Annotated in this window: 24 protein-coding genes; 15 read left to right on the top strand and 9 right to left on the bottom strand. The window is 72.1% G+C overall.

The annotated features are described in order from the left end of the window. Nucleotides 1-37: 37 nt before the first annotated feature. Nucleotides 38-1,672: a GAF domain-containing sensor histidine kinase gene (locus AB0J06_RS12355; RefSeq protein WP_357427773.1), complete on the top strand. Its 1,635-nt coding sequence runs from the start codon at nt 38-40 to the stop codon at nt 1,670-1,672. Nucleotides 1,673-1,679: 7 nt separating this feature from the next. Then, nucleotides 1,680-2,348, top strand: a complete 669-nt coding sequence (locus AB0J06_RS12350) for a response regulator transcription factor (RefSeq protein WP_130460771.1) — start codon at nt 1,680-1,682, stop codon at nt 2,346-2,348. 97 nt (nt 2,349-2,445) lie between these two features. Here AB0J06_RS12350 and AB0J06_RS12345 read toward each other — a convergent pair whose 3' ends face one another. Next, a complete protein-coding gene (locus tag AB0J06_RS12345) occupies nt 2,446-2,916 on the bottom strand; it encodes a DUF4395 domain-containing protein (protein WP_357427611.1) in 471 nt (156 codons plus the stop codon). Between the two features lie 197 nt (nt 2,917-3,113). Further along, nucleotides 3,114-3,611, bottom strand: coding sequence for a thioredoxin family protein (locus tag AB0J06_RS12340; protein ID WP_357427609.1), 498 nt, complete (start codon nt 3,609-3,611; stop codon nt 3,114-3,116). 220 nt (nt 3,612-3,831) lie between these two features. Here AB0J06_RS12340 and AB0J06_RS12335 point away from each other — a divergent pair, with 220 nt between their 5' ends. Continuing rightward, nucleotides 3,832-4,641, top strand: coding sequence for an SAM-dependent methyltransferase (locus tag AB0J06_RS12335; protein ID WP_357427607.1), 810 nt, complete (start codon nt 3,832-3,834; stop codon nt 4,639-4,641). Between the two features lie 148 nt (nt 4,642-4,789). Further along, nucleotides 4,790-6,454 (top strand): bifunctional diguanylate cyclase/phosphodiesterase, encoded by a 1,665-nt coding sequence (locus tag AB0J06_RS12330; protein WP_357427771.1) that lies wholly within the window; start codon nt 4,790-4,792, stop codon nt 6,452-6,454. On the opposite strand, the gene AB0J06_RS12325 is transcribed toward AB0J06_RS12330, so the two are convergent. From AB0J06_RS12325 to AB0J06_RS12310, 4 genes are all read right to left on the bottom strand, one after another. Then, on the bottom strand, nt 6,451-7,587 hold the full coding sequence (locus AB0J06_RS12325; RefSeq protein ID WP_357427605.1) for a glycosyltransferase family 4 protein: 1,137 nt from the start codon (nt 7,585-7,587) through the stop codon (nt 6,451-6,453). The genes AB0J06_RS12330 and AB0J06_RS12325 overlap by 4 nt on opposite strands. Beyond that, nucleotides 7,584-8,843, bottom strand: coding sequence for a M48 family metallopeptidase (locus tag AB0J06_RS12320; protein WP_357427603.1), 1,260 nt, complete (start codon nt 8,841-8,843; stop codon nt 7,584-7,586). Before AB0J06_RS12320 ends, AB0J06_RS12325 begins: the two co-directional genes overlap by 4 nt. A gap of 155 nt (nt 8,844-8,998) precedes the next feature. Further along, on the bottom strand, nt 8,999-9,229 hold the full coding sequence (locus AB0J06_RS12315; RefSeq protein ID WP_357427601.1) for a hypothetical protein: 231 nt from the start codon (nt 9,227-9,229) through the stop codon (nt 8,999-9,001). Nucleotides 9,230-9,455: 226 nt separating this feature from the next. Further along, nucleotides 9,456-10,841: an NYN domain-containing protein gene (locus tag AB0J06_RS12310; protein ID WP_357427599.1), complete on the bottom strand. Its 1,386-nt coding sequence runs from the start codon at nt 10,839-10,841 to the stop codon at nt 9,456-9,458. Between the two features lie 126 nt (nt 10,842-10,967). On the opposite strand from AB0J06_RS12310, the gene AB0J06_RS12305 reads away from it, so the two are divergent. The 6 genes from AB0J06_RS12305 to AB0J06_RS12280 all read left to right on the top strand — a co-directional run bounded on the left by AB0J06_RS12305 (nt 10,968) and on the right by AB0J06_RS12280 (nt 17,347). Continuing rightward, on the top strand, nt 10,968-12,713 hold the full coding sequence (locus AB0J06_RS12305) for a DEDD exonuclease domain-containing protein (protein WP_357427598.1): 1,746 nt from the start codon (nt 10,968-10,970) through the stop codon (nt 12,711-12,713). 174 nt (nt 12,714-12,887) lie between these two features. After that, nucleotides 12,888-14,678 carry an HD domain-containing protein gene (locus AB0J06_RS12300; protein ID WP_357427596.1) on the top strand — a complete coding sequence of 597 codons (1,791 nt, stop codon included), beginning with the start codon at nt 12,888-12,890 and terminating at the stop codon, nt 14,676-14,678. A 58-nt stretch (nt 14,679-14,736) separates the two neighbouring features. Further along, a complete protein-coding gene (locus AB0J06_RS12295; protein WP_357427769.1) occupies nt 14,737-15,261 on the top strand; it encodes an NUDIX hydrolase in 525 nt (174 codons plus the stop codon). After that, nucleotides 15,261-16,142, top strand: a complete 882-nt coding sequence (locus tag AB0J06_RS12290; RefSeq protein ID WP_357427594.1) for an NTP transferase domain-containing protein — start codon at nt 15,261-15,263, stop codon at nt 16,140-16,142. Before AB0J06_RS12295 ends, AB0J06_RS12290 begins: the two co-directional genes overlap by 1 nt. A gap of 28 nt (nt 16,143-16,170) precedes the next feature. Beyond that, complete coding sequence (locus AB0J06_RS12285) at nt 16,171-16,458, top strand: Lrp/AsnC ligand binding domain-containing protein (protein ID WP_357427592.1); 288 nt, start codon at nt 16,171-16,173, stop codon at nt 16,456-16,458. 28 nt (nt 16,459-16,486) lie between these two features. Next, on the top strand, nt 16,487-17,347 hold the full coding sequence (locus AB0J06_RS12280; protein WP_357427590.1) for an alpha/beta fold hydrolase: 861 nt from the start codon (nt 16,487-16,489) through the stop codon (nt 17,345-17,347). Between the two features lie 149 nt (nt 17,348-17,496). Here the strand turns inward: AB0J06_RS12280 and trpD are convergent, their stop codons facing one another. The 3 genes from trpD to AB0J06_RS12265 all read right to left on the bottom strand — a co-directional run bounded on the left by trpD (nt 17,497) and on the right by AB0J06_RS12265 (nt 20,092). Then, on the bottom strand, nt 17,497-18,555 hold the full coding sequence (trpD, locus tag AB0J06_RS12275) for an anthranilate phosphoribosyltransferase (RefSeq protein WP_357427588.1): 1,059 nt from the start codon (nt 18,553-18,555) through the stop codon (nt 17,497-17,499). A gap of 62 nt (nt 18,556-18,617) precedes the next feature. Further along, nucleotides 18,618-19,028 (bottom strand): hypothetical protein, encoded by a 411-nt coding sequence (locus AB0J06_RS12270; protein WP_357427587.1) that lies wholly within the window; start codon nt 19,026-19,028, stop codon nt 18,618-18,620. Between the two features lie 128 nt (nt 19,029-19,156). Next, nucleotides 19,157-20,092, bottom strand: coding sequence for a cytochrome c oxidase assembly protein (locus tag AB0J06_RS12265; protein WP_357427767.1), 936 nt, complete (start codon nt 20,090-20,092; stop codon nt 19,157-19,159). Nucleotides 20,093-20,218: 126 nt separating this feature from the next. Between AB0J06_RS12265 and AB0J06_RS12260 the strand changes: the two genes are divergently transcribed. The 5 genes from AB0J06_RS12260 (at nt 20,219) to AB0J06_RS12240 (ending at nt 24,836) form a co-directional block, all read left to right on the top strand. Further along, a complete protein-coding gene (locus AB0J06_RS12260) occupies nt 20,219-20,818 on the top strand; it encodes a heme-copper oxidase subunit III (protein ID WP_357427585.1) in 600 nt (199 codons plus the stop codon). 70 nt (nt 20,819-20,888) lie between these two features. Further along, the gene (locus tag AB0J06_RS12255; RefSeq protein WP_357427583.1) at nt 20,889-21,746 is read left to right on the top strand and encodes a cytochrome c; all 858 of its coding nucleotides are present in this window, start codon (nt 20,889-20,891) and stop codon (nt 21,744-21,746) included. Then, nucleotides 21,743-22,837: a Rieske 2Fe-2S domain-containing protein gene (locus tag AB0J06_RS12250; protein WP_357427581.1), complete on the top strand. Its 1,095-nt coding sequence runs from the start codon at nt 21,743-21,745 to the stop codon at nt 22,835-22,837. The genes AB0J06_RS12255 and AB0J06_RS12250 overlap by 4 nt, the downstream gene beginning before the upstream one ends. Beyond that, complete coding sequence (locus AB0J06_RS12245; RefSeq protein WP_357427579.1) at nt 22,834-24,453, top strand: ubiquinol-cytochrome c reductase cytochrome b subunit; 1,620 nt, start codon at nt 22,834-22,836, stop codon at nt 24,451-24,453. The genes AB0J06_RS12250 and AB0J06_RS12245 overlap by 4 nt, the downstream gene beginning before the upstream one ends. Nucleotides 24,454-24,626: 173 nt before the next feature. Continuing rightward, entirely contained in the window at nt 24,627-24,836 is a 210-nt protein-coding gene (locus AB0J06_RS12240) for a hypothetical protein (protein WP_357427577.1), read from the top strand. The last annotated feature ends 307 nt before the right edge of the window (nt 24,837-25,143 follow it).

The raw sequence follows: 25,143 nt of genomic DNA, 5'->3' as shown, positions 1-25,143 counted from the left end.
CCGCCCGCACCCGCTCGCCGCGGCGGCGCGGGTCGTCATGCTCGCGCTGGTCGCGGTCCTGACGCTGATCACCACCCGCGACGTCACCGAACTGCGCTGGATCGGGCTGCTCGCGGTCGCCGGTGTGCCCGCGGTGGTCGCGCCACGGCACCGGGTGCTCGGCCCGCTCGGCCGCTTCGCCGAGGTGGTCATCGTCGCGCTGGCCGCCAGCCAGGTGGCCGCGGCGGCGGCCGTCGGCGGGTCGCTCGGCCCCGGCCTCGGCGCGTCCGCGATGCTGCCCTACCTGTCGGTGCCGCTGACCGTCGCCGCGCTGCAGCGCCGCACCCGCGAGGGCGCGGCCCTGCTCGGCGTGGCGGCGATCACGCTGGTGGCCAGCGGGGTCATCACGCAGAGCGGCGGTGATCCCCAGATCACCCAACTCGGCTACCTGGCCGTCTGCGCCCAGTGGCTGGTCCTGGCCTCGCTCGGCACGGTGGCCGCCGGGACGCTGCAGCGCATCATGCAGGCGCGCGGCGAGAGCAAGCCGCAGCCGTACGCCGAGGCGACCCGGCTCCTGACCCAGCTGCGCAGCGTCGCCCGCCAACTGCCGGGCGCCACGTTGGATCCGGGTGGCATCTCGGAGCACCTGATCGAGGAGCTGCGCACCGTGGCCCGGGCCGACCGGATGGCGGTGCTGTCGGCCAGTGGCGGCGGACGCCTCGTCGTCCTGGCCCAGGCGGGCGTGGAGCGGGTCGACTGGGAGACCACCCTCGACGCCGACTCGGCGATCGCCGACGCGTGGGCCAGCCAGCAGCCGCAGACCGCGTCCCGCTCACAGGCCCGCTCGCACCGCGGCGGCGACGTGTCCGCGCTCGTCGTGCCGCTCGTCGCCGGGGTGCGCACGATCGGTCTGGTCACCCTCGAAGCCGATGCGGCCAACGCCTACCCCGCGTCCGTGGTGACGCTGGTCACCGCGCTCACCCGACCCGCCGCCCTGCGGCTGGAGGCCGCGCTCCTCTTCGACGACGTACGGTCGCTCGCGACCAACGAGGAACGGCAGCGGCTCGCGAGAGAGATTCACGACGGGGTGGCGCAGGAACTCGTCATGGTCGGGTACGGCATCGACAACACCCTCGCCACCCTTCCCGAGGACGCCAAGGAGGCCGCGGAGGAGCTGCGGACCCTGCGCGGCGAGGTCACCCGGGTCATCACCGAACTGCGGCTGAGTCTCTTCGAGCTGCGCAGCGAGGTGGACCGGCACGGCGGGCTCGCGGCCGCGATCGCCGAGTACGCGCGCACCGTCGGCGCGTCGGCGGGGCTGCGCGTGCACCTGTCGCTGGACGAGTCGACCGCCCGGCTTCCCGCCGCCACGGAGGCCGAGTTGCTGCGCATCGCGCAGGAGGCCATCACCAACGCCCGTAAGCACGCCGGGGCGGCGAATCTCTGGGTAACGTGCGCGGTGGACCCGCCGTATGCCCAAATTGAAGTGTCGGATGACGGTCAGGGCATCGCTGACCAGCGCCCCGACGGGAGGTACGGTCTTGCGATCATGGCGGAGAGAGCGGAACGTATCCGGGGCCGGCTGGAGATCAGTCCACGACAGCCCAGCGGGACAACCGTGGCCGTGGTGCTGGGAACCTCGCCTCGGCGCGATAGCGTGCGCGATAGCGTGACAGCACCAGAAGGGGAGTAACCGGAGCATGACCACCAGCCCCACGCCCACGACCCGTACCAAGGTCCTACTTGTCGACGATCACGACTTGATCCGCAAGGGCCTGCGGCACGCGTTCGAGCGGGACCGGCAGTTCGAGGTCGTCGGCGAGGCCGCGACCGCGGCGGAAGGCGTCCGTCAAGCCGGCGCCCTCCAGCCCGACGTTGTGATCATGGACCTGCGCCTCCCCGACGGCAGCGGCCTCGAGGCCACCCGCGCGCTGCGCAAGTCCAGCGCCACCATGGGCATCGTCGTCCTGACGATGTACGCCGGCGACGATCAGCTCTTCGGCGCCCTCGAAGCCGGCGCGAGCGCCTTCGTGCCCAAGACGGCCCCGGCCGACGAGGTCGTCGCCGCGGCGCGGCACGCCGCCTCGTCGCCGAGCGCCTTCACCGCCGCCGACCTCGCCGAGGCGATGAAGCGCCGCCTGGCCCCCTCCGGCCCCCAGCTCTCCCCACGCGAGGGTCAGGTGCTTCGCCTGCTCGCCGACGGCATGAGTGTGGCCGGCATCGCCAAGCAGCTCTTCGTCAGCGAGTCGACGGCGAAGACGCACATCTCGAAGCTCTACGAGAAGCTCGGCGCGGCCAACCGGGCGCAGGCCCTGATGACCGCGCTGCGACTGGGGCTGCTCGAGGCGCCCGACGCGCCGAAGTTCTGATCCGCTCCCGCACTGACGGAGGGGGAGCCGGCGGCAGTCACGCCCGCCGGCTCCCCCACTCCGTGATCACGGCCGGTTCACCGACCGGCCCGACTGCTCACGCCTCGCCCCCGGCGCTGCCGGGGATGCCCTTGCCGGTGGCCGGCACGCGCGCGGCCATCGGACGACCGGTCAGCCGCCGCACCGCCAGATAGCCCTCGCATCCGAGGCAGAGGCCGAAGGCCGAGTTGAGGAAGGCCGCGACCAGTCCCCCGGCGGCCAGCACCATCCCGGCCACCTCGACGCCGGACAGGTAGGCCGCCGCCGCGGCGAGCGCGAAGAACAGCCCCAGCAGTTGGGCGAAGCGCACCGGCGCCGCCGGTTCCAGCTCGGTCGGGCGCCCCAGGCGCGGCGCCACGAGCGCCCGGAAGAGCAGCGCGTACGGTCCCCATCGCGGGTCCACCGCACCGATGGCGAAGACGACCGCCTGGGCGAGCGCGAGCCAGCCGGAGCCGGTGACCAGGACCGCGAAGAATACGACGGATGTGAGCGCCGCGGCGAAACGCGGGCCACGCGGGTCGAGCAGCATGACAACCTCTGTGGGGTACGGGCGGTCGCGCCGCCGAGGGCTGTGCGGGTGGGGCGCGGTCGGTGTCAGCGGCTGGGCGACGGTCGACAGTGGTCGACCGCGCGCCGCCGGATCAGCAGAACCGGGCCGAGGATGTCAGCCGGTCGGGTCGCACCGGCGCGGATCCAGTTGGGTCGCGGGCACATCATGCTGCCGGGTCATGGTCGGACCCCCGTTAACAGGGGCGCCACAGCGGCGATCACCTGCGCCTTCGCCGGTACGCCGGTCGCCCGCTGGACGACCCGACCCCGATGGTCGATCACCAGCACGGTCGGCGTCTTCCACACGTCCAGGGCGCGGACCGCGTCGAGGTGGCTCTCCGCGTCGATCTCGACATGCCGTACGCCGTCGAGCACCCCGCTCACCTCGGTGAGCACGCGACGCGTGGCGCGGCACGGCGCGCAGAACGCCGAGGAGAACTGCAGCAGGGTCACCGGCGCGCCCGGCTCGACCCCGAGCCCCGCGAGCAGGACGGGGTCCACGTGCTGCCCGGTGTCGTGGGCGAGAGTGTCGGAGCTCACCGCCGGGTCGCGATCCGCGGCGGCGGCGACCGGGCGCAGACGGCCGGCACGGCCACGGCGCCACAGGCCGTACGCGGTCGCGCCGGCCAGGACCAGCACTGCGACGAGCAGCCCGGTCAAATCGGAGGTTTGCACGATATACACGGTGCCACGCCGACGGCCCATTGACCATCGCGCGCTCCCATCCACGGGACGGCGACGGCGGACGCCCGTTCGGCAAACTCCCCGGTTGGCTCTGCGGGGCATAGGTACCGCATATCGCGCGGTCTGGATACCCGGGCACGGGCCGGGCACAATACCTACGAGCGTGAGCCGAGCGATGAAACATAGCAATCTCAACAAAAAGGAGCAAGCTATGCCACGGCCCGACTGGGCACCGGAGAGCATCGACATCGAGCGGCCCAGCGTGGCCCGGATGTACGACTACTACCTGGGCGGGTCGCACAACTTCGCCGTCGACCGGGCGGCGGCGCAGGCGATGATCGCCGCGGTGCCGGAGGCGCCGCTCATGGCCCAGGCCAACCGCGCGTTCCTGCGCCGCGCCGTGCAATTCCTGATCGATTCCGGCGTACGGCAGTTCCTGGACATCGGCTCCGGCATCCCCACCGTCGGCAATGTCCACGAGATCGCCCAGCAGGCCGCCCCGGACGCCCGGGTCGTCTACATCGACGTCGACCCGGTCGCCGTCGCGCACAGCCGGCAGATCCTCGCCGGCAACGAACGGGCCACTGTGCTGCAGGAGGATCTCCGCAACCCGGCGCGGATCCTCGACCGTCCGGACGTGCGCAAGCTGCTCGACTTCGACAAGCCGATCGCGGTGATGATCGTGGCGGTGCTGCATTTCGTCCCGGACTCCGACGACCCGTCCGGGATCATCGCGACCCTCCGGGACGCGCTCGCGCCGGGCAGCTACCTCGTCCTCTCCCAGGCCAGCGACGACGGGCGCCGCGCCGACGAGCGCCAGGAGGCCGAGCACGTCTACCAGCGGACCGACAACCCGCTCAACGTCCGCAGCCGCGCCGAGCTCACCCGGCTCTTCGACGGCTTCGAGCTGATCGAACCGGGCCTGGTCTGGGTGCCGCAGTGGCGCCCAGACTCCCCGGAGAGCGCCGAGGACGCCGAGCGGGCGGTCTTCATCGGTGGAGTGGGACGGCTCGGTGGCTGACGAGGGCGACGGCTCCCCAGCGCCGCTGGCGACGATCGGATCCACCGCGACGATCGGGCAATCCCGTACGAGCCGCGGTGAGCGACCCGGCGTGGCGGCCTTCGCCCGGGCCTGGGCCAAGGCGGTGAGCGGCACCAGCTACCTGCCGATGACGCCGGCCCAGTTGGAGGCGTTTCTCGGCGCGCTGACCACGCGCCTCGCCGGGGCGTTGCAGACCGAGCCGTTCAGCCTCCGGGCCGGACAGCAGGTCGGCGCCGACCTGGTCGCGGCCCATATCGCCTCGGCCGAGGGGCTCGGCCGCACGCTCGAGATGATCGACCTGCGACTGCTCCGCGACCTCGACCTGTCCGGCACCGACCTGCCGGACCGGATGGCCCGGCTGCTCGGCGCGGTCGCCGCCGGCTACGCCCGCGCCCTGCGCGACCGCACCCTCGACGAGCAGGAGACCATCCGGCGGGCCGCGATGGTCGCGCGCGAGCAGGCCGAGCTGGCGTTGCGGGAGAGCGAGGCGCGCTTCCGGCATCAGGCCACCCATGATCCGCTGACCGATCTACCCAACCGCACGCTCTTCACCGAACGGCTCAGCGCGGCGCTCGACCGGCCCGGCTCCGAGCCCCGGCGGCTCGGTCTCTGCTTCGTCGACCTCGACGGATTCAAAATGATCAACGACACGCTGGGGCATCAGGTCGGCGACCTGCTGCTCATATCGGTCGCCGACCGGTTGCGGCGCAGCGTGGGCGATCACCTGGTCGCCCGGCTGGGCGGCGACGAGTTCGTGATTCTGATCGAGGAGACCAGCTGCACCGACGACGCGCTCAAGGTCGCCGACGCCGCGCTGGCGGCGATCGGCACCATGGCCGTGGTCGACGGGCACGAGCTCACCGTCTCGGCCAGCATCGGCATCGTCGAACGCGCCGTCATCGGCACGACCCCCAGCGAGCTGATGCGGGCCGCCGACATCACGCTGCACTGGGCGAAGTCGTCCGGCAAGGGGCGGTGGGCGCTGTTCGACCCGGAGCACAACGAACGCGAGCTCACCCGTTACGCGCTCTCCGCCGCCATGCCCGGCGCGCTCGACCGCCGCGAGTTCTATGTGGACTACCAGCCGCTGGTCTCGCTGCAGACCGGCGCCCTGCTCGGCGTCGAGGCGCTGGTCCGGTGGCGCCATCCCGGCCTCGGCGTGCTCGGCCCCGACCAATTCATCGGCCTGGCCGAGGAGACCGGCCTGATCGTCCGGCTCGGCTCCTGGGTGCTCGCCGAGGCGTGCCGCCAGGCGCGGGAGTGGCTCCATCTCAACCCGGACGCCCCCTTCGTCAGCGTCAACCTCGCGGTCCGCCAGGTCCATGACCCCGGCCTGGTCGACGAGGTGACCGCGCTGCTCGAACAGACCGGGCTTCCCCCGCACCGGCTTCAGCTGGAGATCACCGAAAGCGCGCTGATGAGCGCCGCGGACCAACCCGTGTACGCGCTGCGCCGCCTCGCCGACCTCGGCATCCGCATCGCGATCGACGATTTCGGCACCGGCTACTCCAACCTCTCCTACCTGCGCTCGCTGCCGGTCGGCGAGTTGAAGGTCGCCGGGTCGTTCGTGTCCGGGCTGCGGACCGCGTCCGACTCGGCCAGCCGGACCGACGAGCGGATCCTGGCCGCTCTGGTCTCCCTCGCCCACACCCTGGAGCTGACCGTCACGGCGGAAGGGGTCGAGACGGCACGCCAGGCCGAACGGCTACGCGCGATCGGCTGCGAGGCGGCGCAGGGCTGGCACTTCGGCCGCCCCGGACCGTCGGCGCAGATCGCGGCGCTGCTGGGCTAGGGCGTGTCCGCGCCGGCGAGCAGGTGCGTCATCCGGGCGGCCTGGGTCTCCCAGCGCCACTCGCGCTCCACCCAGGCCCGCCCGGCGGCCCCCATCCGTCGGGCCAGCTCCGGGTCGGCCAGCACGGTCGCCACCCGGTCGGCGAGTTGGGCCTCGTCCCGGCCATTGACCACGTAGCCCGTCTCCCCCTCCCGCACCGCGTCCGGCGCGCCCCCGGAGTCGCCCGCCACCACCGGCAGCCCGGTCGCCGACGCCTCCAGGTAGACGATGCCGAGCCCCTCGACATCGAGACCGCGGTTACGGGTGCGGCAGGGCATCGCGTAGACGTCGCCGGCCGCGTAGTGGGCGGGGAGGTCGGCCCACGGCACCGAGCCCGTGAAGATCACGTGGTCGGCCACCCCCGCGTCCCGGGCGAGCCGCTGCAGCGTCGCCCGGTAGGGCCCGCCACCGACGACGAGCAGCGCCGCGTCGGGCACCCGGCGCCGGATCACGGGGAGCGCGCGGATCAGCGCGTCCTGCCCCTTACGCGGCACGAGACGCGAGACGCAGACCACCACGGGCCGGCCGGTGAGGGCGTGCCGCGCCCGCACCTGCGCGCCGTCGATCTCCGGGTGGTAGGCGTCGACATCCACCCCGGGCGCCAGCCGTTGCAGATCGGTCAGTCCGTGCAGCGCGCGATCCAGCCGGCTGCGGGTGTATTCGCCGAGGTACGTGACGACGTCGACGCCGCGCCCGATGCGCCGCAGCGCCGCCCGCGCACCCGGCAGCGCCGCCCACCCCACTTCGTGTCCGTGGGTCTGCGCGACCGCGCGGGTGATGCCGGCCCGCCGGCGCAGCCCGTCGGCGAGCAGCCCCAGCGGAGCGGCCGCGCCGAACCACACCGTGTCGCAGCCATGCTCGCGCGCCAGCCGCGCGGCCCGGCGGGCGACCGCCGGCGTGGGCAGCAGAACCTTCGTGTTCTCCCGGATCACCTCGAAGGGCTGGTCCGCGTCGAACTTCTCCGCGCCCTGCCAGGTCGAGGCGTAGACGACGATCGAGCCGGCCGGCTGGCGTACCGCGAGATTGTGCACGAACGACTGGATCCCGCCCGGACGCGGCGGGAAGTCGTTGGTCACCAACAGGGTGCGGCTCATCGTCCGGTCTCCCGCGCGTAGGCCCGGGCCGCCGCCATCCGTTCCACCGTGGAGGGATGGGTGGCCGAGTAGAGGTATTCCCAGCGGGGCGGGTCGGGGTCGCTGAGGTTGAGCGTGCCGAGCCGGCGCTGCATCTCCTCGAACCCGACCGGGTCGCCGGTCAACGCGAGCGCGTGCGCGTCGGCCCGCGTCTCGACCTGGCGGGAGACGAAGGCCTGCAGCGGCGCCGAGACGAGGCCGGCGACGGTGACCACCGCGACGATCAGAGCGAACGCGCGCGGCTCCGCGATCGATTCGACGCCGGCGGCCCGCAACAGCGCGGTCCAGGAACCGAGCAGATAGAGCGCGACCACCGCCGCGGCGGCGCCGAGCGCCCCCAGCAGCGTGCCGCTGACCACGTCACGGTCCTTGGCGTGCCCCAGCTCGTGCGCGACCACCGCGACCACCTCGGCCGGGGGCGCCTCGCGCAGCAACGTGTCGTAGACGACGATCCGCCGGGTCGGTCCGATCCCGGAGACGTAGGCGTTGACGGCGCGGGTACGCCGGGACGCATCCGCGACGAGCACCGTGCGAACGGGGACGTTGTCGCGCTCCGCGAGCGTCGTCAGCTGCGTGCGCAGCGGCCCCTGCTCCATCGGGGCGAACGTGTTGAAGACCGGTTCGACCAGCACCGGCAGAACGAAGGAGAGAAGGACCACCAGGGTTGCCGCCCCCGCCGCCCCGAACGCCCACCACCAACGCGGGGCCAGCCGGACCACGGCGTAGAAGCCGAACAGCGCGACCGCCCCGATCACGGCGGTGATCGCGTACGACTTGAGCACGTCGGTCGCCCATCCGCCCCAGCCCTGCGTGGAGAGGCCGTAGCGGTCGACGACGGCGTGCCGCCACGCCGCGAACGGCAGCGTCAGGAGGTCGGCGAGGAGCACGACCGCCAGTCCACCGAGGACCGCCTGAGCGATCCAGTGACCGCCGAAGGGGCGGCCGGCGAGCCCGATCAGCTTGGCGCCGAGCGGGGTCAGCCCGAGTGCGAGCGCCACCGCGAGCCCGAGCAGCAGCGCACCGTAGCCGCCGGGGCGCAGCGCGGCGTGGAACGCCCGGCCGCGCGCGACCTCCTGCTGGGGTAGATCCCGCAGGGCGTCGAGCTGGTCGGCGCGGGGCGCGGGGGGCCGGCTCCACGGCACGAGCAGAAGCGCCGCGACCAGCAGCGCCACGACGAGTCCGCCGAGCGCCACGGCCGCCCACGTCCGAGGGGTCATCCGTGCCGCTCCTCCCGCCACCCGTTCGCGCGCCCATCCTATTGCCCGGGCTTCGCCCGCCGTCGGCTGCGCCGCCCCGTCGCTCTCGTCGGGTCGACCGCGGCGGCGTCGACCCGCGCCCGGCGTGGCCGGCGCCCCGTTCCGCGCGTCGGGAGCTAGGCGACGCGCCGACGGCGGCGCGGACGCGGCACGAGCCGCAGCGGCGCGGCCTGCTGCGCGGGGCTCAGCAGTTGCGGCTCCAACCCGGCGCGGGCGAAGACCTCCATCGCGGCCACCTCGTCGGGCGCGAGTTGGGCCACCTCCCGTGGCATATCGATCAGTGTGGTCATCACGCACCCCGCGCAGGCGGCGCCCCGGACGGCACAGCTGTCGCAGTCGATGAGCATCGTCCCTCCTCAGCGGCGCGGCGGACGGGCCACGTCGCGGTCCGACCACCGTCGGTCACATCGACGCTAGGTGACGGGTACGACAAGACCGGGCGCTTCCCCCCGCTACGGTCGATCAAGGACTTCGCCGCCGATCAAGGACGTGTTCACACGATCGGAGATCAATCCATGTGAAGACGCCCTTGATCGACGGGGAAAGCCGTGATCGGCGGCGGCCGAACGAGGGTCAGGAGCGGGCTAGGCGGCGGAGGAGGGAATCCGCGCCCATCGGGTACGCCCCGTGCCGGCGTACCCCGTCGGCGACCTCGCGATCCGACGACACCACCACGATCGGCCGGCCCGACGGCTCGGCCCGGACGAGGCGGCGGATCAGCTCATCCGCGGTCTCCCCCTTGCGCGAGAAGAGCACCCGCACCCCGCGCGGCGCCGGCGGCAGCCCGTGCACCCGCTCCGCGCCATCGAACACGACCGTCACCTCGTCGCCGGTCTGCGCGGCGATCCCGCCCAGTCCGGTGATGAGCCGCTTGCGCTGCTGCTCCAGCGACATCTCCCCGAAGCCACGCTTGGTCACGTTGTAGCCGTCGACGACCAGATGGGCCCGCGGCAGGGCGAGCAGCTCATCCAGGCGTACCGGGTCGTCGGTGTCGCGGCCACGGGCGGCCGTGGCGGAAGCGGGCTGATCGGCGAAGACCTCCGCGACGTAATCGGCGGGGAGCCGGTCGGCGGGATCGAGCGCCAGCTCACGGCGGAGCCCGACCGCCGCCTGGCCGATCGTCTCCAGCAGCAGCCACAACCGCGCGTCGTCGACCGCCCGCGCCTCCTTGGCGCTGTGCCGCACCGTGCCCGCGGCCGCCTCGGCGTCGGCCAGCTTCGCGCGCAGCCGCCGCAGCTCGGCGTCGTGATCGGCCGCCGCCCGGGTCGCCCGCCCCTTCTCGGTGGCGAGCAGTTCGGCGTTGCGCCGTTCCTTGGCCTGGCTCTCCCGCAGCGCCTTGGCGGCCACCCGGCTCTCCTCGCGGAGCTGACCGAGCTCTTCGCGGACGCGCACCAGCTCGTCGCGGAGCTTGTCGGCCTCGACCTTGGCCACCGCCCGGTCGTGCTCGGCCCGGGTGGCCCGCTGCTCGGCGTCCCGGACGAGATCGGCGACGGCGGCGGTGTCCGCTTCCGCCCGGACCGCCGCGCCGGCCGCTTCGACCAGCCCGCGCCAGCCCAGCGGGCGGGCGAGGTAGGCCAGCGCCGCGACGTCGACGGGATCGGCGGCGGCCGGGGAGACGCCCTCGATGATCGCCGAACCGAGGTCGCCGGCTTCGGCGAGCACCCGGCCGCTCACCCGCTGACGGAAGAGGGGATCACCGGCGAGCTGGGTGGCGATCACGGGCGCGCCCAGCCGCGCCCGTCGGTGCGGCGCGAATTTCGCGACGCGCCGCAGCGGCACCGGCAGCTCGTCGAAGGGCAGGCCGGGTAGCGCGGCGGCGGTGAGGGTCACGACGCGCTGCCGGACCGGCTCCGGGAGCGTCGGTTCGGGCTCGATCTCCGGCCCGCCCGGGACCGCGGCGCGCGCGGAGTCGACCGCTTCCTCGGGGAGGCGGTCGTCAAAGGGCTGCGCAGCGGACATGTGCCAAGTCTCCCACCGGGCCGGCCACGATCGCCCGACGGGCGAAATGATCTCTCTAAGTACATCCGATCGTCACGCGTGGTGCGTACGAATGGAGTGTCGTACCCGGCCCCTACCCTGCCCCGCGTGGCACAACCGGAATATGTCCAGGGCACCCTCGACGGCCTGCCGGCCGATGGCGTGGCCGGCACCGCGCTCGGCGCCGACGCGCTGTCGCTGCGGGAGACCACGTTCGTGGTGGTCGACCTGGAGACGACCGGCGGCGCGCCGGACGGCGGCGGCATCACCGAGATCGGCGCGGTCAAGGTCCGCGGCGGCGAGGAGCTGGGCGTGCTCGCCACCCTGGTCAACCCCGGGCAGCCGATCCCGCCGTTCATCACCGTGCTGACCGGCATCACCCAGTCGATGATCGCGCCCGCTCCACCGATCGAGGAGGTGCTCCCCAGCTTCCTGGAGTTCCTCCGGGGGGCGGTGCTCGTCGCGCACAACGCCCCGTACGACGTCGGCTTCCTCAAGGCCGCCTGCGCCCGGCACGGCTACCCGTGGCCCAACCCGCGCGTCCTGGACACGGCCGCGCTGGCACGGCGCGTGCTGACCCGCGACGAGGTGCCCAACCGCAAGCTCGGCACGCTCGCCGCCTTCTTCCGGACCCGCACCCAGCCCACCCACCGCGCGCTCGACGACGCCCGGGCCACCGTCGACGTGCTGCACGGGCTGATCGCCCGGCTCGGCGGGCACAATGTGCAGACCCTCGGCGACGCGATCGAGTTCAGCAAGGCGGTCACCGCCACCCAGCGGCGCAAGCGCCACCTCGCCGAAGGGCTGCCGCACGCGCCCGGCGTCTACATCTTCCGGGCCGCCGACGACCGTCCGCTCTACGTCGGCACGTCGGGCGACATCGCCACCCGGGTGCGCAGCTACTTCACCGCGGCCGAAAAGCGCGCCCGGATGTCGGAGATGCTCGCCGCGGCGGAGCGGGTGGACGCGGTGGAGTGCGCGCACACGCTGGAAGCAGAGGTACGCGAGCTCCGTCTGATCGGCGCCCACGCTCCGCCGTACAACCGCCGGTCCAAGTTCCCGGAGCGGATGGTCTGGCTCAAGCTGACCGCCGAGGCCTATCCCCGGCTCTCCGTGGTCCGCGCCCTCGCCCCGGAGGACCACGGCTATCTCGGGCCGTTCACGTCACGCCGGACGGCCGAGCTCGCCGCAGCCGGTGTTCACGACGCCCTGCCGCTGCGCCAGTGCACGCACCGGCTGTCGACGCGCTCGACGATGCCGGCCTGTTCGCTCGCGGAGCTGGGGCGCTGCCCGGCGCCGTGCGAGCACCGGATCTCGGTCGACGACTACGCGGAGCGCGCGGCGTCGCCGTTCCGCACCGCGACGGTCGGCGATCCGCAGGTGCTGGTCGACGCGCTGCTCGCGCGCATCGAGACGCTCGCCGCGGCGTGCCGGTACGAGGAGGCGGCCACCGTCCGCGGTCGACTCGCCGCCCTGCTCCGCGCGACCCTGCGTATGCAGCGGCTGGCCGCGTTGACCGGGATCGAGGAGTTGGTGGCGGCCCGGCGGGCGGCGGACGGCGGCTGGGAGCTGGCGATCGTCCGGCACGGCCGCCTCGCGGCGGCGGGCACGTCGCCGCCGCGCGTGCATCCCCGCCCGACCCTCGACCTGATCCGGGCGACCGCCGAGACGGTGATCGCGGGCCACGGCCCGGTTCCGAACGCCTCGGCGGAGGAATCCGAGCGCATCCTGTCGTGGCTGGAGCGACCGGAGACGCGACTGGTCGAGGCGTCCTCCGGTTGGGCGTCACCCGTTCGGGGGGCGGCCCGGTTCCGGGATCTGCTGGCCAAGGCGGAGAGGGCACCGTCGGCGTAAGACTCGACCGAACGCCCATGAGCAAGTGACCGATCGGACTACGTCCACTCACTTAGGCTGTTAGGCAAGTCCAGTCCTGACAGCCGGCGCCCTCGCCGCGGCGGTCGTGTCGGGAGGTGTGTCTCCGGCGTCGATCCCCCGCGGTGCCGGAGATGGGTGAGGAGGTGTCTCCGCGTGGATGTCGACGCCGGCCACGGCGCCGCCCTCGGACGTGCCCTGCCGAACCAGCCAACCGACATCCCGCTCGCCACCCGGCTGAGATCGTTCCTGTCGTGGCCGATGTCCGACGACGACCCGGTCACCCGGCTGGCGCGCACCCATCGCAGCATCCACCCCTCCGCCGACACGTCCGTGTTGCGGCGTGGCTACGCGATCGCGGAGAGCATGCACCGCGGGCAGTTCCGCAAGAGCGGCCACCCTTACATCACGCATCCCCTGGCGGTCGCCCAGATCTGCGCCGAGCTGGGCATGGACACCACGACGCTGGTCGCCGCGCTGCTGCACGACACGGTGGAGGACACCCGCTACACGTTGCAGGCGCTCGACGGCGACTTCGGCCCCGAGGTGGCCCACCTGGTCGACGGGGTGACCAAGTTCGACAAGGCGTTCTACGGCAAGGTGGCCGAGGCCGAGACGGTCCGCAAAATGATCATCGCCGCCGGCAAGGACGTCCGGGTGCTGATCATCAAACTGGCCGACCGGCTGCACAACATGCGTACCCTCGACGCCCGCTCCCCCGCGTCCCGCGCGCGGATCGCCGGCGCCACGCTCGAGGTGCTGGTGCCGCTCTGCGACCGGCTGGGCATCCAGGCGCTCAAGCGCGAACTCGACGACGTGGTCCTCTACCACCTGGAGCCCGACGAGTACGCGCGCATCGACGAGCACGTGCATCAGCGGCCACAGTGGGCGGAATACCTGGCCGAGGTGGAGACGCTGGCCAAGCTCGCCCTCAAGCGCGGCAAGGTGGACGCGACGGTCACCTCCCGCCCGCGGCACTACTACTCCATCTGGAAGGACACGGTCGCCGGCGGCTACCGGGTCCCGATCGACCTCCCCCGCATCGCCGTGATCGTCGACGGTCCGGAGACCGACTGTTACGCCGCGCTCGGCGCGATCCACGCGATCTGGCGGCCGGTGCCCGGCCGGTTCAAGGACTTCATCGCCTCCCCGAAGAACAACCTCTACCGGTCGCTGCACACCACCGTCAGCGGTCCCGAGCAGCACTCGGTGGAGGTGCTGATCCGGACCGAGGCGATGCACCACACCGCGGAGTACGGCATCGCCGCCAACTTCCGGTTTCCCAAGCTCGCGGACGCGGAGACGGCGCGCGCCGACCAACTCGCCTGGCTGCGCCGGGTGCTGGACTGGGAGCAGGAGACCTCCGACGCCACCCAGTTCCTGCAGTCGCTGCGCTGCGACCTCGCCGAGACGCAGATCCAGGTCTTCGCCGACGGCCGGCCGGTCGTGCTCCCCGCCGGCTCAACCCCGGTCGACCTGGCCTACGAACTCGGTTCGCAGAAGGGCGACCACTGCCTCGCGGCGAAGATCAACGGTCGGCTGGCGCCGCTCTCCTCGGAGCTCGACGACGGCGACGTCGTGGAGATCTTCACCGAGAACGACGGCCACGCCGAGGTCGACGCGACCACGGCGCCGCCCGGCCCCCGCAAGGAGTGGCTCGGCTTCGTCAAGTCACCGCACGCGCAGATGCAGATCAACCGCTGGTTCTCCGAGCAGCAGGAGCCCGGCATCACCATCACCGACAAGGTACGGCTCGGCCGGGCGACGATCGGGCTGACCCTGCGCAAGCACGACCGTGGGCTCGCCAGCGACGTGCCGCTGCGGCGGCTCGCCGAGGAGATGGGTTATCCGGATCTGGAGACCATGCTCGTCGCGGTCGTTGATCGGACGCTCGAGCCGGACACGGTGGTGGAGCAGCTCATCGCCCTGGTGGACCGACGCGGGTGAGTCGATGGGACGAGGCGTCTGTTCGGGCCGTGCCGCCGACCTCTAGCCTGGTTCTGTGATCACCCGCCGTTCGCCCGTACGCGCGCTGTTCTACGGCCTCTTCTACCGGCTCCCGTTCCCGCTGCGCCGGCGACTGGTCCGGCTGGCCGTCCCCAAGTACGTCGTCGGCGCGGTCGCCCTGGTCCGCGATTCGGAGGCCGAGGGGGCGGGTCGGCTGCTGCTGCTGCGGCAGCCCCCGGCTCGGCGGGGCTGGGGTCTGCCCGCGGGGCTGCTGGAGCGCCGGGAGGCGCCGATCGTCGGGGCGGCGCGGGAGCTCGCCGAGGAGACCGGTATCCGCCTGTCCCCCGATGACCTGCGCCCGGCGGTGCCGAATGCCATCGTGCACCCCCAGGGCTGGGTCGACATGGTGTTCGAGGTGGAGGTGCCGGCGTCGACCACCGAGCTGGTGGTCGACGGCGCCGAGGTGCAGGAGGCGGCCTGGCATCCGATCGATCACCTGCCCCAGCTGACGACGGCCAGCGCCAGGTTGCTGGCGCGCTACGGCATCGGCCCGTTGGCGGGCGGCGCCCACGGCGGAGCGTGATGGGCGTCCGCACGGTCGAAGGCGCGGCCGGGTCGCCGGAGATCTGTGCCGTGGTGCTCGCCGCCGGCGAGGGGCGACGGTTGCGACCGCTGACCGAGCAGCTACCCAAGGCGCTCTGTCCGGTGGGGAACGTACCCCTGCTGGACCGGGCACTGGCCCGGGTGGCCGCGCTCGGCTTCGCCGGTTCGGGTGCGGTGGCGGTCAACGCCTGCTACCTCGGCGATCAGGTGGTGGCGCACGTCGGGGGGCGGGCCCACCTGTCGCTCGAGCCCGGCCAGCCGCTGGGCACGTCGGGCGGGGTGGGCAGGCTGCGCGCGTGGATCGACGGGCGGGGCGTGCTGGTCGGCAACGCCGACGCCTACCTGGCCGACCCGACCGCCGCGCCGGGCGCGGACATCGCGCGCCTGCTGGCCGGCTGGGACGGCGAGACCGTACGCCTGCTCGGTGTGCCGCTCGACCACGACGAGCCGGGCACGTTCAGCGGGCACCGGTTCGCCGGCTTCTCGCTGCTGCCGTGGCGGTACGTCCGCGACCTGCCGGCCGAGCCGGCCGAACTGGTGCGTACGGTGTGGCGACCGGCCGAGGCGGCCGGGGCGCTGGAGGTCGTGCCGTTCAGCGGCACCTTCCTGGACACCGGCACGCCCGCCGACTACCTCACGGCCAACCTGCACGCGGCCGGCGGCGGCAGTCTGATCCATCCGGACGCGACCGTCACCGGCGCGTGCACGCGGGCGGTGGTCGGGGCCGGCGCGGTGGTGCACGGCGCGGTGACCGACGCGGTGGTGTGGCCCGGCGGCGAGGTCGCGCCGGGCGAGCGGGTGACCGCGGCGGTGCGGGTCGGACGGGAGCTGACCGTCGCCGCCGGACCGCGGATAGCATGAGCCACGTCTTCGACGAGAGGAGCCATAGGTGATCACCGCGATCGTGCTGATCGACTGCGCCACCGACTCGATCCCCGAGGTGGCCGAGGCGCTGGCCAACCTTCCCGGCGTGAGCGAGGTCTACTCGGTGGCCGGCCACGTCGACCTGATCGCGATGGTCCGGGTGCGCGAGTTCGACCAGATCGCCGAGGTGATCGCGGGGCACATCTCGAAGGTCCCCGGCGTGATCAACACGGAGTCGCACATCGCGTTCCGGGCCTACTCGCAGCACGACCTCGAGGAGGCGTTCGCGATCGGTCTCTCCAACGCGGACTGAGCAACTTACCGACCGGTAACATCTGGGTGTGAGTTCAACACCCGAATACCTGCAGGAGTACGTCGACCGCGGCAGCGACCAGGTCGGACTCCAGATCTACCCCGAGCCGGAGGACGTCACCGACGCCCCCGTCGTGGTGATCTGCCCCGCGATGGGGGTCCCCGCCCGCTACTACCGCCCCTTCGCGGCCGCCCTACGCGCGGCGGGGCTCGCCGTCGTCGTCGCCGACCTCCGTGGCACCGGCGCCAGCACGCCCGCACCAAGCCGGCTCTCCGGATACGGCTACGCCGAACTCGTCGCCGACGTCGGCGCGGTGCTCGACGCCGTCAAACCACAGCGGGACGGCCGCCGCACGCTGCTGCTCGGACACTCGCTCGGCGGGCAGGCAGCCGCACTGCACCTGGCGCTCACCGGCGACCGCACCGTCGACGGACTGGTGCTCGTCGCGTCCGGCGTCCCCTACTGGCGCGCCTTCCCCGGACCGCGCGGCTACGGCGTGCTGCCGTACACCCAGGGCATCGCGGCGACGGCCGCGCTGCTGCGGGTCTGGCCGGGCTGGGGCTTCGGCGGCCGGCAGGCGCGCGGGGTGATCCGCGACTGGGCCTACGCCGCGCGCACCGGCCGTTTCCCGGCCATTGACGGGGTGGACGCCGAGGCCGCCCTGGCGACCGTGCTGACCCCGGTCTTCGCGGTCAGCGTCGACGACGATCAGTACACGCCGCCCCGGACGCTTGATCACCTCTGCGCGAAGCTCGCCGCCGCGCCGGTACGGCGCGAGCACTACACCACGGCGCAGGCCGGCGCGCCCACGGACCACTTCACCTGGGTACGGGCCTCCGTGCCGCTCGCCGCCCGGATCGCCGACTTCGCCGCCGGTCTGGCGCGCTGACCCCGCTCACCACCGATCGCGCTACTACGGAGCGGTCCGACAGTCCGTCCCGCGAGGACAGACCAGGACGGTCGCGGGACGCGTCAGCCGTCCGACGCGGCGAGCGCCGAGTCCGCGTCGGACGGTCGCCGCGTATTCCGGTCGGACCCCTATTCGGCGGCCTTGGCCGTGCGGGCCAACTCCACCCAGCGCTCCAGCAGCCGCGCCGCCGCACCGGAGTCGATCGCCTCGGCCGCGCGCTCCATCCCGGCGCCCATCGAGGCGAGCAGGTCGCCGCCGAGACCGCCGTGCGCGGCGAGCGCGGCGCCCGCGTTGACCAGCACCGCATCGCGGATCGGGCCGGTCTCCCCGGCGAAGAGCCGCCGCGCCGCGTCGGCGTTGAACGCCGCGTCCCCGCCGCGCAGGTCACCCGGCTGCGAGCGGGGCACCCCCAGGTCGGCGGCGTCCACGACCGATTCGCGCACCGTGCCCTCGTGAACCGTCCAGACCCGCGTCGGCGCCGCGGTGCTGAACTCGTCGAGGCCGTCCTCGCCCCGCATCACCAGCACCGAGTCGCCGCGCGCCGCGAACACCTGCGCCATCACCGGCGCCATCCGGGTGTCGAAGCAGCCGACCGCGGCGGCGCGGGGACGCGCCGGGTTGGTCAGCGGACCGAGGAAGTTGAACGCGGTGGGTACGCCGATCTCGCGCCGCGGCACGGCGGCGTGCCGCATGCCGGGGTGGAAGCGGGCCGCGAAGCAGAACCCGATCCCCACCTCGCTGACACAGCGGACCACGCCCTCGGGGCCGAGATCGAGCGGGATGCCGAAGAACTCCAGCAGGTCCGCCGCGCCGCAGGAGGAGGAGGCGGCGCGGTTACCGTGTTTGACCACCCGCACTCCCGCGCCGGCCAGCACGATCGCGGTCATGGTGGAGATGTTGACGGTGTGCGCCCGGTCGCCGCCGGTGCCGACCACGTCGACCGCGTCGGCGCGGAGCGGGTCGGGCAGCCCGACCGGGACCGCCCGGGCCAACATCGCCTCGACGAAGCCGGCGAGCTCAGCGGGGGTCTCGCCCTTGGCGCGCAGCGCCATGGCGAAGCCGGCGATCTGGGCCGGGGTCGCAGAGCCAGACATGATCTCGCCCATCGCCCACGCGGTGTCGGCGGTGGAGAGTTCCTGCGCCCGCACCAGCGCGGTGAGCAGGTTGGGCCAGGTCCGTTCGCCCATGGTGGGCCTCCCGAGGGGGGTGAGTGCGGTGTCCGAGGGCCCCCGTCGATCTGCCACGCCGGCTACGCCGCCGGCACCGCCCCACCGGCGTGGGCGCGCAGCAGGCCGGCGACGGTCTGACCGGTGGTCACCGGGTCGAGGGGGTGCATGAGCGTGGCGTCGACCTGTGCGTACGCGGCGAGCCACCGGTCGGCGGCCCGGGCGATCACGACACAGGTCGGCGGGGCGTCGTCGCGGTCGTCCTTGATCTGCCGGGCGATGCCGATGCCGCCGGCCGGGGCCGCCTCACCATCGAGCAGCACCAGGTCGATCTCGTATTCGTCGATCAGCCGGACGCACTGGCCGTAGTCGTCGGAGTCCATGAACTCGACCACGATGTCAGTCGCGGGTCGGGTGCCGACGGCGAGCCGCATCCGGTCCCGGACCTGCGGGTCGTCGCTGTAGAGCAGGACGGTGTAAACACGATCGGTCATCGTCGGAAGACTCCCACGTCGTAGCTGCTCGCTGATCGTACCGGTCGGTCGCCGGGACTCCCGCTCCGGCCGGATTCCGGGGGTGGCGTCGCCCGCATGGCGGGAACAACCGGTCGGCGACCAGGCGGTCAGGACGGCGCCCGGGCCGTCCGCTCCCGCGCCTCCTGCCGGTCCAGGTCGCGGTCGACCCGGCGGGCCTCCCGCTCGGACTGCCGCATCCACTGCAGAACCAGCACCCCGAGCATCGTCACGCTGACGAACTCCCCGCCGGCCCAGAGGATGCCGCCGGCGACCTCCTGGTCGACCCACGGGTCGGCCCAGCCGAGCCGCAACGACGGATACCAGTCGCCGCCGAAGAGCGTCGTGCTCTGCATGACGGTGAGGCCGAGCACGGTGTGGAACGGCACTGAGAGCACCATCAGCAGCGCCCGGGCCGGGTACGGCCAGCGACCGGGCAGCGGGTCCAGCCCGACCAGCGGCCAGAAGAACAGGCAGCCGGTGAGGATGAAGTGCGCGTGGATCATCTCGTGCGCGAACGCGTTCTCCAGCGTCAACCGGTAGAGATCGGTGAAGTAGAGAACGAACGGATTGATCACGAAGATGGTGAAGGCCACCAGCGGGAACGCCAGCACCTTGGCGAACCTGCTGTGCACGACGGCGAGCAGCCGCTGTCGTGGCACACCGGTGAGCGTGCGGAGCGCGAGGGTCACCGGCGCGCCCAGGGCGAGGAAGATCGGGGCGACCATCGACAGCACCATGTGCTGGACCATGTGAACCGAGAGCAGCGCGGTGTCGTAGGCGTGCAGGCCGGTGACGGTCACCGCGGCGATCCCGCCCAGACCGGGTCCGAGGAACAGCACGGTGCGGGAGACGGGCCAGTGGTCGCCGCGGAGCCGCAGCCGGTGCACGCCGTAGAGGTAGATCGCGGCGGCCAGCACCAACATCACCGCGAGCCAATTGTCCAGGCGGGTCTCGGTGAGGATCGCGGAGACGGTGAACGGCCGCGGTACGGAGTCCCCGCCGGCCGCCAACGCCAGCGTCGGCGGCGAGGTGACGGTGAAGATCGGATCGACGTGGGACACGGCTTCGAGGCTATGACAGTCGAACTGGTCGAAGTCAGGCGGGCCGCGACACGACGAGGTTGGCCACCCCGACGACCGGTGGCCGTGATCGGGGGCAATAATGACGGCGTGACTGCGGCCCCAGCCATTGACAAGAGCCGGATCCACTCGCTGACGCGACCGAACATGGTCAGCGTCGGGACGATCGTATGGCTCTCCAGCGAACTGATGTTCTTCGCGGCGTTGTTCGCGATGTACTTCTCGATCCGCGCGGCGGACTACAGCCAGTGGGAGAAACACACCCCTGTGCTGAATATCCCGTACGCGACCACGTTCACCGTGATCCTGGTGTTGTCCTCGGTGACGTGCCAGCTCGGCGTGTTCGCGGCGGAGAAGGGTGACGTGCACGCGCTGCGGCGCTGGTTCACGATCACGTTCGTGATGGGCCTGATCTTCGTGCTCGGGCAGCTGAACGAATACCGCGAGCTGGTCCACCACGGTGTGAAGATCAACGCCGACGGATACGGGTCGGTGTTCTACCTGACCACCGGCTTCCACGCGCTGCACGTGACCGGCGGTCTGATCGCGTTCATCATCTTCATGATCCGTACGACCATGGGTCGGTTCACCCCTGCCCAGGCCACCTCGGCGATCGTCGTGTCCTACTACTGGCACTTCGTCGACGTCGTGTGGGTCGGGCTGTACCTCATGATCTACTGGCTCCGGTGACCATCGCGCCGTCCGTTTCGCGCCGATACCCCGCTCTGAAACAGGTCCAGAAACCGTTTAAGGACAGGCCATGACTTCTGACACCCCCGCCGACCGGCGAGGCGGCCGCACACGCGGCCTGCTCTCGCGGCTCCGCAGCGGGCGGTCCGGCCCGCGCAGCCGGGGTCGACGGCGCCTGGGCGCCGCGGCACGGCTGCTCGCCGCGCTGACCCTGGCCGGCGGCGCCTACACCGTCTTCGCGCCGGGTCTGCAGGCGCAGGACACCCCGCAGCTGTCCATCGCGGGCCAGGAGGGCAAGCTGCTGTACGACCAGAGCTGTGTCACCTGCCATGGCCGCAACGCCCAGGGTGTCCAGGACCGCGGCCCGAGCCTGATCGGCGTCGGCGCGGCGTCCGTAGAGTTCCAGGTGAGCTCCGGACGCATGCCGATGGCCCGCCAGGAGGCGCAGGCGGAGCGGAAGCCCCCGGTCTTCAACGACGAGCAGACCCGTCAGCTGGCCCAGTACGTCCAGGAGCTCGGCGGCGGCCCGCAGCTGCCCGACGGCCGGGACCTGAAGCAGGGCGCCGACCCCGCCCGGGGCGGACAGCTCTACCGGGTCAACTGCTCCTCCTGCCACGCCTTCGGCGGCAGCGGCGGCGCGCTCTCCTCCGGCAAGTACGCGCCGAGCCTGCGCCCCGCCAGCGACCGCCAGATCTACGCCGCCATGCTCACCGGGCCGCAGAACATGCCGGTCTTCGGCGACAACCAGCTGACACCGGAGCAGAAGCGCGACATCATCGCGTACGTCCAGGAGACGCTGAAGGGCGACAAGGACTCGGGCGGGTTCAACCTCGGCCGCTACGGCCCGGTCACCGAGGGCCTGGCGATTTTCCTGGTCGGCATCACGGCGCTGGTCTTCGCCAGCCTCTGGATTGCGGGGAAGTCATGAGTACCACGACGGCTCACGGAGCCGGGCAGGAGCCGGTCGACCTCAACGACCCCACCCTCAAGCGGTTCGACATCGTCCTCGAGGGCGCGCGGCAGGACGGCATCGAGATCGTCCACTACGAACCGCAGTTCGAGCCGGGCAGCAAGGCCGAGCGCCGGATGGCCCGGACGATCGCGCTGTTCTTCCTGCTCACCGGCCTCGCCGGGACCGCCTTCCTGGTGATCTACATCGCCTGGCCATGGGGCTACGAGTTCGGGGCCGGTCCCGACAAGCTCTACACCCCGCTGCTCGGCCTCACCCTCGGGGTGGCCCTGCTCGGCGTCGGCTTCGGCATCCTGACCTGGGGCAAGAAGCTGCTGCCGCGCGAGGTCTCCATCCAGGACCGGCACGACGGCCCGTCGAGCGACGAGGACCAGAAGGTCGTCGCCAACACGATGGCCTACATGGCCGACGAGCTGGGTGTGAAGCGTCGTCCACTGCTCGGTATCTCGCTGCTGGCCGGGCTCGCCCCGATCGGCGCGGCCGCGGCCGCGCCGCTGGTCGGCGGCTTGATCTCCCAGCCGCACAAGAACAACCAGATGTTCACGACGGCCTGGGCGCCGGCGAAGCAGGAGGGCGGCGGGCAGAAGCTGATCCGCCTCACCCGCGAGGACGGCACGCCGATCCGCCCGGACGACGTCAGCACCGGCGGTCAGATGACGGTCTTCCCCGGCGTCCCCGGCGGCGCGACCAACAAGCACGCCGACTCCCCCACGCTCCTCATCCACCTCCGACCGGAGGACGCGGAGAAGGCGCGGCAGGCCAACGCCCGCGAGAAGAACGCCGGCTACATGTACGGCGACTACATCGCGTACTCGAAGATCTGCACCCACGCCGGTTGCCCGGCGAGCCTCTTCGAGCAGCAGACCAACCGCCTGCTCTGCCCGTGCCACCAGTCGCAGTTCCAAATCACCGACAACGCCCGGCCGATCTTCGGCCCCGCCAGCCGTCGACTGCCCCAGTTGCCCATCACGGTGGACGACGAGGGCTTCTTCGTGGCGCGCTCCGATTACACGGAGACCGTCGGGCCAGACTTCTGGGAGCGGCCGTGAAGCGCCGGAAATTTGACCTCAAGTCGGTGCCCGCCGCCACGGCGAAGGGGGTCGACGAGCGGTTCCAGGTCGCGACGCCCCTCCGGGCGCTGCTCAACAAGGTCTTCCCGGACCACTGGTCGTTCCTGCTCGGCGAGATCGCGCTCTTCTCATTCATCGTCCTGCTGCTGACCGGCACCTTCCTGACGATCTTCTTCGAGCCGTCGATGAAGGAGACGACGTACGAGGGCAGCTACGCCCCGCTGCGGGGCGTCCACATGTCCGCGGCGTACGCGTCCAGCCTGGACCTGTCGTTCGACATCCGCGGCGGCCTCATCATGCGGCAGATGCACCACTGGGCGGCGCTGCTGTTCATGGCGTCGATCGTCTGCCACATGTTGCGGGTCTTCTTCACCGGCGCGTTCCGCAAGCCGCGTGAGACCAACTGGATCATCGGCTCGCTGCTGTTCTGGGTCGGCTTCCTCGCCGGCTTCACCGGCTACTCGCTCCCGGACGACGGTCTCTCCGGCACCGGACTGCGGATCGCCTCGGCGATCATGCTCTCCATCCCGGTGATCGGGTCCTGGGTGACCTCGTCGATCTTCGGTGGCGAGTTCCCCGGCGACATCATCATCTCGCGCTTCTTCATCGCGCACGTGATGCTGATCCCCGCCGCCCTGCTCGCGTTGATCGGCGCGCACCTGGGTCTGGTCTTCAAACAGAAGCACACCCAGTGGCCCGGCCCCGGCCGGACCAACGACAACGTCGTGGGCGAGCGGATGTTCCCGCGGTACGCGATCAAGCAGGGCGGTTACTTCATGATCGTCTTCGGCGTGATCGCACTGCTCGGCGGCCTGTTCCAGATCAACCCGATCTGGCTCTTCGGCCCGTACGAGGCGGCCGTGGTCTCCGCGGCGAGCCAGCCCGACTGGTACGTGATGTTCCTCGACGGCTCGACCCGACTCATGCCCGGCTGGGAACTGCACATCCCGATCGGGAACGGCTACGTCATCCCGCCGATCTTCTGGCCGACCGTGGTGCTCCCCGGCATCCTCGTCGGGATGTCGCTCGGGTACCCGTTCGTCGAGGCGCGCATGAACAAGGACAAGGAGAGCCACAACCTCCTGCAGCGCCCCCGCGACGTGCCCGAGCGCACGGCCCTGGGCGCGATGGCCGTCTCGTTCTACGTGGTGCTGACCTTCTCGGGCGGCAACGACGTGATCGCCGACAAGATGCGGATCAGCCTCAACGCGATGACCTGGGCCGGTCGAATCGGCCTGATCATCATTCCGCCGCTGGCCTACTACATCACCCACCGCATCTGCCTCGGTCTGCAGCAGCACGACCGTGAAGTGCTGGCACACGGCGTGGAGACCGGCATCATCCGCCGGCTGCCGAACGGTCGCTTCGAAGAGGTGCACCAGCCGCTCGGCCGGGTCGACGAACACGGCCACGACGGCCTGCCGTACATCGGCTGGACCGTACCGAAGAAGATGAACCGGCTCGGCGCTCTCGGCCCGGCCATCAAGGGCTTCTTCTACCCGATCGAGAAGCCGGCCGACTCGCCGGTCTCGCCGGGGCACCCGCCCGTATCGTCGGGTCAGGAGCGCGAGGAGATCGGCAGCGGACACCGCTGACCAGCAGTTCTGCCCTGACGTGGCGCCCGCCGATTTCGGCGGGCGCCACGCTCTTTTCACGAGGTCCTTCTCTCAGCGCCACACGGAGGCCACCTCCGACAGCGTGCGCGGAGCGCGTGGCAGCATGAGAATTACAACGGGGTAATTCCAGCTTCCACGAAGAGGAGACACCCGTGCGAGACCGTGAGCTGCACTGCGCGGCCTGCGAGACCGAGATGCTCTTCGAGGCGCCGCCCTGCGAGGACGGGCACGACGACGAAGACTGCCCCGAACTCGCCTGCACCGGCTGCGGGAGCGCCATCATGACCGGCCCGGTCGCCGCACGGGTCCGGTTGCGGCGGCGCGGCCCCCGCGTCGCACCCCGGCACCGCCGTGCCGCCTGACCCCGCCCTCCACGATCCGCGTCATCAGGAAGTACGTCCGGCGCGCGCGGCGCGTCGGAGGTGACAACCCCTGATCGCGCGGATCTTCGCATCGCGGTCCGTGCGGGAGCGGTTCGCCGACGACGGGGACGCCCCGCGGTCGGTCCGACCGACCGGCGGTGACGCCGCGCGGCCGGTCCGCTCCCGCCGGCGGTGACGCCGTCCGGCGACTCCGACCCTGCGCCAACGCGGCGGGACGCGGCGCCACACGGTGGACACCTGCGCCGTTGCGCGCCGCAGCGGCCCTGCCTGACCGGCGACCGCCTCA

It is taken from the genome of Micromonospora sp. NPDC049679, assembly GCF_040659735.1.
Classification (GTDB): Bacteria; Actinomycetota; Actinomycetes; order Mycobacteriales; family Micromonosporaceae; genus Micromonospora_I.
This window is presented reverse-complemented; position numbering and strand designations above follow the sequence as displayed.